The organism is Streptomyces sp. NPDC059695, assembly GCF_042733785.1.
Lineage (GTDB): Bacteria > Actinomycetota > Actinomycetes > Streptomycetales > Streptomycetaceae > Streptomyces.
In genome coordinates this window covers 566973-575401 of sequence record NZ_JBHWFF010000002.1, presented here as the reverse complement: position 1 = coordinate 575401, position 8429 = coordinate 566973, and the positions used below count along the sequence as shown (strand labels likewise).

Annotated in this window: 6 protein-coding genes and 1 pseudogene; all 7 read left to right on the top strand. The window is 74.4% G+C overall.

The genetic code is table 11. The features are described from left to right. Positions 1 to 294: 294 nt before the first annotated feature. Positions 295 to 1590, top strand: coding sequence for an extracellular solute-binding protein (locus ACFV2S_RS05180; RefSeq protein ID WP_383795755.1), 1296 nt, complete (start codon positions 295 to 297; stop codon positions 1588 to 1590). A 5-nt stretch (positions 1591 to 1595) separates the two neighbouring features. Then, positions 1596 to 2543 (top strand): carbohydrate ABC transporter permease, encoded by a 948-nt coding sequence (locus tag ACFV2S_RS05175; protein ID WP_383795757.1) that lies wholly within the window; start codon positions 1596 to 1598, stop codon positions 2541 to 2543. Beyond that, a complete protein-coding gene (locus ACFV2S_RS05170; RefSeq protein WP_385554353.1) occupies positions 2540 to 3388 on the top strand; it encodes a carbohydrate ABC transporter permease in 849 nt (282 codons plus the stop codon). The genes ACFV2S_RS05175 and ACFV2S_RS05170 overlap by 4 nt, the downstream gene beginning before the upstream one ends. Positions 3389 to 3392: 4 nt before the next feature. Further along, positions 3393 to 5183, top strand: coding sequence for a beta-N-acetylhexosaminidase (locus ACFV2S_RS05165; protein ID WP_385554351.1), 1791 nt, complete (start codon positions 3393 to 3395; stop codon positions 5181 to 5183). Between the two features lie 260 nt (positions 5184 to 5443). Next, complete coding sequence (locus ACFV2S_RS05160) at positions 5444 to 6319, top strand: FAD binding domain-containing protein (protein ID WP_383795764.1); 876 nt, start codon at positions 5444 to 5446, stop codon at positions 6317 to 6319. Continuing rightward, positions 6316 to 7941: a 2Fe-2S iron-sulfur cluster-binding protein gene (locus ACFV2S_RS05155; protein WP_385554349.1), complete on the top strand. Its 1626-nt coding sequence runs from the start codon at positions 6316 to 6318 to the stop codon at positions 7939 to 7941. Before ACFV2S_RS05160 ends, ACFV2S_RS05155 begins: the two co-directional genes overlap by 4 nt. Then, positions 7938 to 8319 (top strand): annotated as a pseudogene (locus tag ACFV2S_RS05150) (oxidoreductase); the annotation flags it as partial. The gene ACFV2S_RS05155 and the pseudogene ACFV2S_RS05150, both read left to right, overlap by 4 nt. Between the last annotated feature and the right edge of the window lie 110 nt (positions 8320 to 8429).

Here is an 8429-nt window from a genome sequence, read left to right as displayed (position 1 = left end):
CGTGTCGCTCGGCGGGGGGCGCGCGGATGTCCGCTCCGACGAGATGTTCGCGCAGCTGGTGGGCGCGGGGGGCGCGGACCTCTGCGCCGCCGGCGCCGGGCCCGCGACGGGGGCCGTTCCGCGTCTCCGGGTCCTCCGCGCGCGTTGCACGGGGTGCTTTCGCCGGTCACGGAGTGGTTGAGGTGGTCGAGACCTCTTGTCGGGCCGCCGGAGACCCGCCTAACCTCACGCGTGTTGTGCAGCACGAAACGCTCATTGCACATGATGCAACGCATGCATCCGGAGGGGATCCGCATGAAGTCCGCCCTGAAGCTTCCCGCCGCGCTCCTGCTGGCCGGCCTCACCGCCACCGCCTGCGCGCCCCAGACGTCCGGCGGCCCGGCCGCGGCCGACGACAAGAGCGGGACCCTGCGCGTCTGGCTCTTCCAGGAGGTGAGCAACAAGCCCAAGGAACAGGTCGTCCAGCAGGCCGTCGCCGCCTTCGAGAAGAGCCACGCCGGCGCGAAGGTCGAGGTCGAGTACATCCCCGTCGAGACCCGCGCCCAGCGCGTCAAGGCCGCCTTCAACGACCCTAAGTCCGCGCCCGACCTCATCGAGTACGGCAACACCGACACCGCCGGCTACGTCAAGGACGGCGGACTCGCCGACATCAGCGCCGAGTTCGACGCCTGGGACGAGGCCAAGGACACCGACCCCACCGCCCGCCAGTCCGTCACCGTCGGCGGCAAGGTCTACGGCGCCCCGCTCTTCGTCGGCGTCCGCGCCCTCTACTACCGCACCGACGTGTTCCGGGAGCTCGGCCTCAGCGCCCCCAAGAGCCAGGCCGAGCTCGTCTCCACCGCCAAGAAGATCCGCAAGGCGAAGCCCGAGCTGTACGGCATCGCCGTCGGCGGCGCCTACACCTACGGCGCCATGCCCTTCGTCTGGGCCGCCGGCGGCGAACTCGCCACCGCGGACGGCACCACGTTCAAGGCCGCCGTCGACAGCGAGGCCGCCCGCAAGGGCATCAGCACGTACACCTCGCTCTTCGGCGACGACAACTGCCCGGCCGCCAAGTGCGCCCAGATGGGCGGCAACGCCACCGTCACCGCCTTCGCCTCCGGCAAGGCCGGCATGGCCATCGGCGGCGACTTCAGCCACGCCGCCGTCGAGGCCGGAGCCGTGAAGGGCAAGTACGCCGTCGTCCCGCTGCCCGGCACCACCCCCGGCTCCATCGCCCCCGCCTTCGCCGGCGGCAACAACATCGGCGTCCTGAAGAGCACCTCCCACCGCACCCTCGCCGTCGACCTCCTCAAGTCCCTCACCGGCAAGGAGACCCAGGGCAGGCTGTTCGACGCGATGGGGTTCCTGCCCACGTACACCGACGTCCGCACCGCCGCCGCCGAGCGCCAGCCCTTCGTGAAGCCCTTCATCGACACCCTCGGCGCCGGCACCAGGTTCGTCCCGGCGTCCCCCGGCTGGGGCCAGATCGACGCCTCCCTCGTGCTGCCCACGATGTTCCAGGAGGTCGTCAGCGGCCGCAAGGACGTCGCGACGGCCTCCGGCGACGCCGCGGAGAAGATGGACGCGGCGTTCGCGGCCGCGGGCTGAGCCCCATGACGACGACCCAGCTCACCCGCCCCACCGAGCCGGTGAAGACAGCCCCGCGCACCACCCGCGCCCCCCGGCGCACCAGCCCCTGGACCCCCTGGCTCTACCTCCTGCCCGCCCTCGCCGTCCTCGGCGGCCTCCTCGTCTACCCCGTCTACCAGCTCGGCCTGATCTCCTTCCTGGAGTACACCCAGGCCCAGGTCAGCGGCGGCGAACCGACGTCCTTCCAGGGCTTCGCCAACTACACCGCCCTCTTCACCGACCCCCAGTTCCGCCAGGTCCTCCTCGCCACCGTCGTCTTCGCCGCCGCCTGCGTCGTCACCACCCTCGCCGTCGGCTGCTCCCTCGCCGTCCTCCTCACGCGCGTGCGTGCCCTGCCCCGGCTCGTCCTCATGCTGGCCGCGCTCGGCGCCTGGGCCACCCCCGCCGTCACCGGCTCCACCGTCTGGGTCTTCCTCTTCGACCCCGACTTCGGCCCCGTCAACCGGCTGCTCGGACTCGGCGACTTCTCCTGGACGTACGGGCGGTACAGCGCCTTCGCCCTCGTCCTGCTCGAAGTCGTGTGGTGCTCGTTCCCGTTCGTGATGGTGACGGTGTACGCCGGCATCCGCGCCATCCCCGCCGAGGTCCTGGAGGCCGCCGCCCTCGACGGCGCCTCGCAGTGGCGGATCTGGCGCTCGGTCATGGCCCCGGTGCTCCGGCCGATCCTGGTCGTCGTCACGATCCAGTCGATCATCTGGGACTTCAAGCTCTTCACCCAGATCTACGTGATGACGAACGGCGGCGGCATCGCCGGCCAGAACCTCGTCCTCAACGTGTACGCCTACCAGAAGGCCTTCGCCTCGTCCCAGTACAGCCTGGGCTCGGCGATCGGCGTCGTCATGCTGCTCATCCTGCTGGCCGTGACGCTGGTCTACCTGCGCCTCCTGCGACGCCAGGGAGAAGAACTGTGACCCCCTCCCGTACGTTCCGCATCCGGCGACCCGGACGTCTCGCCGCCGAGGCCGTCACCCTGCTCGTCGCCGCCGCCGTCGCCTTCCCGCTGTACTGGATGGTCCTCTCGGCCCTCAAACCGGCCGGCGAGATCCAGTCCACGCACCCCCGGCCATGGACGCTCGCCCCGTCCCTCGACTCCTTCCGGCGCGTCTTCGAGCAGCAGGACTTCGGCCGGTACTTCGTCAACTCGCTCATCGTCGCGGGCACGGTCGTCCTCGCCTCGGCCCTCATCGCCTTCCTCGCGGCGACGGCCGTCACCCGCTTCCGCTTCCGGTTCCGCACGACGCTGCTCGTCATGTTCCTCGTCGCCCAGATGGTGCCGGTCGAGGCGCTGACCATCCCGCTGTTCTTCCTCATGCGGGACTTCGGCCAGCTCAACACCCTCGGCTCGCTGATCCTGCCGCACATCGCGTTCTCGCTGCCGTTCGCGATCTGGATGCTGCGCGGCTTCGTGAAGGCCGTCCCGGAGGCGCTGGAGGAACAGGCCCAGATCGACGGCGCGAGCCGCACCCGCTTCCTGTGGCAGATCCTCTTCCCGCTGGTCTTCCCCGGCCTCGTGGCGACGAGCGTCTTCTCGTTCATCTCGACCTGGAACGACTTCCTCTTCGCGAAGTCCTTCCTCATCAGCGACACCTCGCAGTCGACCCTGCCCATGGCGCTGCTCGTCTTCTTCAAGCCCGACGAGAACGACTGGGGAGGAATCATGGCCGGATCGACCGTGATGACGATCCCGGTGCTCGTCTTCTTCGTACTCGTACAGCGCCGCCTGGTCTCCGGACTCGGCGGGGCGGTGAAGGACTGACGCGATGACCCACCCCGATGCCCTGGACCTCATCCCCGCACCCCTCTCCGTCGAACGGACGAGCGGCGGGAGCCTCGCGCTCGACGAGCGGACCACGATCGACGCCGGCCCCGGCACCGAGTCCACCGCCCGCTGGCTGCGGACCGTGCTCGGCGCCGCCACCGGGCTTCCCTTCGCCGACGGCGCCGGGGGGGGGGGGGGGCGGGGGGGGGGGGGGGGGCGGGGCCCGCGGGCCCCCCCGGGGGGGGGGGGCCGGGGCGGGGTCCCCCCCCCGGTGGGGGGGGGCCGGGGGGGGCGCCCCGCCCCGGGTCTCCCGTGGCGGCGGGGCGCGGGCCCGGGGGGCCCCCCCCCCCCCCCCGGCCCGGACACCGGGCACCCCGAGGGCTACCGCCTGACGACCGGCGGCCCCGACGCCGCCGTCGACATCGAGGGCGGCGGCCCCGCCGGCGTGTTCCGGGGCGCCCAGACCCTCCGCCAGCTCCTCGGCCCCGACGCGTACCGCAGGGCGCCCGTGCGGAAGGAGTCCGCCCGCGAGCTCCCGCACGTGACGATCGAGGACGCCCCCCGCTTCGGCTGGCGCGGCCTCCTCCTCGACGTCTCCCGGCACTTCCTGCCCAAGGACGACGTCCTGCGCTACCTCGACCTCCTCGCCGCCCACAAGCTGAACGTCTTCCACTTCCACCTCACCGACGACCAGGGCTGGCGCATCGAGATCGAGCGCCACCCCCGGCTCACCGAGGTCGGCGCCTGGCGCGCCCGGACCAAGTGGGGCCACCGGGCCTCACCGCTGTGGACCGACACCCCGCACGGCGGGTTCTACACCCAGGACGACATCCGCGAGATCGTCGCCTACGCCGCCGAGCGGCACATCACCGTCGTCCCCGAGATCGACCTCCCCGGCCACGCGCAGGCCGCCATCGCCGCCTACCCCGAGCTCGGCAACACCGACGCCGTCGACACCGCCGCCCTCACCGTCTGGGACACCTGGGGCGTCAACCCCAACGTCCTCGCCCCCACCGAGGCCGTCCTCCGCTTCTACGAGGGCGTCTTCGAGGAGGTCCTCGACCTCTTCCCGGCAGCCGTGTCGCCCTTCGTCCACATCGGCGGCGACGAGTGCCCCAAGGACCAGTGGAAGGCCTCCCCGGCCGCCCAGGCCCGCATCCAGGAGCTCGGGCTCGCCGACGAGGACGAGCTCCAGTCCTGGTTCATCCGCCACTTCGACCGCTGGCTCGCCGCCCGGGGACGCCGCCTCATCGGCTGGGACGAGATCCTGGAGGGCGGCCTCGCCGAAGGGGCCGCCGTGTCGTCCTGGCGGGGGTACGCGGGCGGGATCGCCGCCGCCGAGGCCGGCCACGACGTCGTCATGTGCCCCGAACAGCACGTGTACCTGGACCACCGTCAGGCGCCGGGCGACGACGAGCCGATGCCCATCGGATACGTCCGCACCCTGGAGGACGTCTACCGCTTCGAGCCCGTCCCGCCGGGGCTCTCGCCGGAGGCCGCCGCCCACATCCTGGGAACCCAGGCCAACGTCTGGACCGAGGTCATGGAGAACCGCTCCCGCGTCGACTACCAGGTCTTCCCCCGTCTCGCCGCCTTCGCCGAGGTCGCCTGGTCCGCGCTCCCCGCGCCCCCGGCGCGCGACTACGCCGGTTTCGAGCGCCGTATGACCACCCATTACCGGCGCCTGGAGGCACTCGGCGTGGACCACCGCCCGCCCGCCGGACCCCACCCCTGGCAGCGGCGCCCGGGGGTCCTCGGCCGCCCCCTGGAGGGCACGCCCCCGCACGTGTGAGGGACCCGGCGCCGCCCCGCCGCCACCCGCTCGCCCAAGTGCGGCGAAACGGAAGTCATCGCCCCACCCGGTGCGTTTTGGACGGAACAGTCCTTCGCGGACCCTCGCGCCGGACTCCTCGGAAGATGTGCCAGAGTTGCCACGTCCGGCCTGTGAGCACGTACGGTACGCCCACACGCAGGCACGTCGTACCGCCCGCGCGCAGGCGCGGCGGCCGGGCACAGTCGGGGACCACCGGGACACCGGGAAGGGGCAGCGGGTTGACCACGCACGCACCACAGACGGCGCAGTCCGTGACGCTGCCCGCCTCGCTCGACGAGGCCGTGGCGGCGCTCACGGCCATGCCGGCCGCCGTGCCCGTCGCCGGCGGCACCGACCTCATGGCCGCCGTGAACAAGGGCCAGCTCCGCCCCGCCGGACTCGTCGGGCTGAGCCGCATCAACGAGATCCGCGGCTGGCAGTACCAGGACGGCCACGCCCTCCTCGGCGCGGGCCTCACCCACGCCCGGATGGGCCGCCCCGACTTCGCCGCCCTCATCCCGGCCCTCGCCGCCGCCTCCCGCGCCGCCGGGCCGCCGCAGATCCGCAACGCGGGCACCCTCGGCGGCAACGTCGTGACCGCCGCGCCCACCGGCGACTCGCTGCCCGTCCTCGCCGCCCTGGAGGCCGACCTCGTCGTCCTCGGCCCGCTCGGCACCCGCGAGATCCCCGTCTCCCACCTCCTCGCCGGCCGCGACCTGCTCGCCCCCGGCGAGCTCGTGGCCTTCGTCCGCGTCCCGCTGCTCCACGCCCCCCAGGTCTTCGTCAAGGCCACCGGCCGCACCGGCCCGGCCCGCGCCACCGCCTCCGTCGCCGTCGTCCTCGACCCGGCCCGGCGCGGCGTGCGCTGCGCGGTCGGCGCCGTCGCGCCCATGCCGCTGCGCCCGCTGGAGGCCGAGCGCTGGATCGCCTCGCTGGTGGACTGGGACAACGACCGGGGGCTCGCCCCGGAGGCGCTCGCGGCCTTCGGCGAGTACGTCGCCGCCGCGTGCATCCCCGACCCGCCGGGCGACGAACAGTTGCCCCCGGCCGTACTGCACCTGCGGCGCACCGTCGCCGCACTCGCCCGACGGGCACTGGGGAGGGCACTGGCATGAGCGACGCGCACAAGGGTCAGACGGGCGGCTGGGAGCCGATCCCGCAGAGCGAGGGGTACGACGGCGACGCGACCGCCTTCGTCCAGCTGCCGCCCGACTTCATGCTGGACGGCGTCCCCCTGGAGGCGCCGGGCCACGGCTACGTGCCGCCGATGATCACCCCGCTCCAGCCGCTCGCCCCGGCCCCCGCGCCGGACCCGGCGGCGACGGGCGCCTGGACGGTGCACGTGCCGACCGAGGCGCAGCAGACGCAGTACTTCACGGGCGGCGAGTTCGGGGAGGGAACCTTCCAGGAGGGTCCGTTCGGCGAGGGGGCTCCCCAGGGGGGCTCGTTCGGGGAGGGGTCTCTCCACGAGGGGCCGTTCGGGGAGGGGTCTCCCCAGGCGGGCTCGTTCGGGGACGGGTCTCTCCAGGGGGGCTCGTTCGGGGACGGGTCTCTCCAGGGGGGCTCGTTCGGGGACGGGTCTCTCCAGGGGGGCTCGTTCGGGGACGGCACGTTCCAGGGCGGTGAGCACTTCCAGCCGCCGGCGTACGTCGAGAACGTCGTCGAGCACCTCGACCGCGCGGAGCAGGACCCGCACGCGACGGCCGAGTGGCGCTTCGAGGGGGCCGTGGCCCCGGCCGCCGACCCGGGGGCGACGGGCCAGTGGCAGATCCCGGTCGCGCCGGACGAGGCCGTGGCCGGAGTGACACCCGCCTCCTACGCCGAGGCTCCCGCGACCCTGCCGGGCGGCGCGCCCGCGCCCTGGGCGCTGCCGGAGGAGCCGGCGGCGGTCCCGGAGGAGCCCGGGCAGACCGGGGAGGCTTCCGGGGGCGGTGCGGAGGCGGCGGCCCGGGAGGCCGTGCGGGAGCCCGCGCCGGAGGACGTACCGGACGTCGAACAGACCGTCGCCCCCGAGGCCGCACCGGACCTCGAACCGGCCGTCGCACCGGCCGTCGTGCCGGACCCCGAACCGGCGGTCGCACCGGACGGCGAGGCCGCGGAGGCGGCCGCCCCGGAGGAGGCCGCCCCGGCCCCCGTGCCCGCGCCCGCCGTCGACGCGTCCACGGACAGCGACGAGCACCCCCACACCTCGTACACCCTGCGGGTCAACGGCACCGACCGCCCCGTCACCGGTTCCTGGATCGGCGAGTCGCTGCTCTACGTCCTGCGCGAGCGCCTCGGCCTCGCCGGGGCCAAGGACGGCTGCTCGCAGGGCGAGTGCGGCGCGTGCAACGTGCAGGTCGACGGCCGGCTCGTGGCCTCCTGCCTGGTGCCCGCGGCGACCGCCGCCGGAAGCGAGGTGCGGACCGTGGAGGGCCTCGCCACCGACGGCGAGCCCTCGGACGTGCAGCGGGCGATGGCCCGGTGCGGCACCGTCCAGTGCGGCTTCTGCATCCCGGGCATGTGCATGACCGTGCACGACCTCCTGGAGGGCAACCACGCCCCCACCGAGCTGGAGACCCGCCAGGCCCTCGCCGGCAACCTCTGCCGCTGCTCCGGCTACCGGGGCGTGCTCGACGCCGTCCGCGACGTCGTCGCCGAGCGCGAGGCCGCCGCCCAGGCCGGAGCGCCCGAGACGGCCGGCGAGCCCCGTGTCCCGCACCAGATTCCCCACCCGCACGACGGAGGCATGGCGTGAGCAGCGACGCGACCACCGCCGCTCCCACGGCTCTCGACACCCCCGGGGGCCCCGGACAGGAGCCGGCCGCGCACGGCCTCGGCACCTCGCTCCCGCAGGCCGAGGCGCGGGCGAAGGCCGAGGGCACGTTCCCGTACGCCTCCGACCTGTGGGCCGAGGGGCTGCTCTGGGCCGCGATCCTGCGCTCGCCGCACCCGCACGCCCGGATCGTGTCGATCGACACCACGGCGGCGGCCGCCATGCCGGGCGTACGGGCCGTGGTGACGGCCGCCGACGTGCCGGGCGCGGCCACCTACGGGCGGCGCGTCGCCGACCGGCCCGTCTTCGCCTCCGAACTGGTCCGGCACCACGGCGAGGCCCTCGCGGCCGTGGGGGGCGGCCCCCCCCCCCCCGCCCCGGGCGCCGCGGCGGGGGGCGGGGGGGGGGGAGGGGGGGGCGGCCCCGGGTCGGGGCCGGCGTAGGCGGTGGGGGCCGAGGCGCGGCAACCC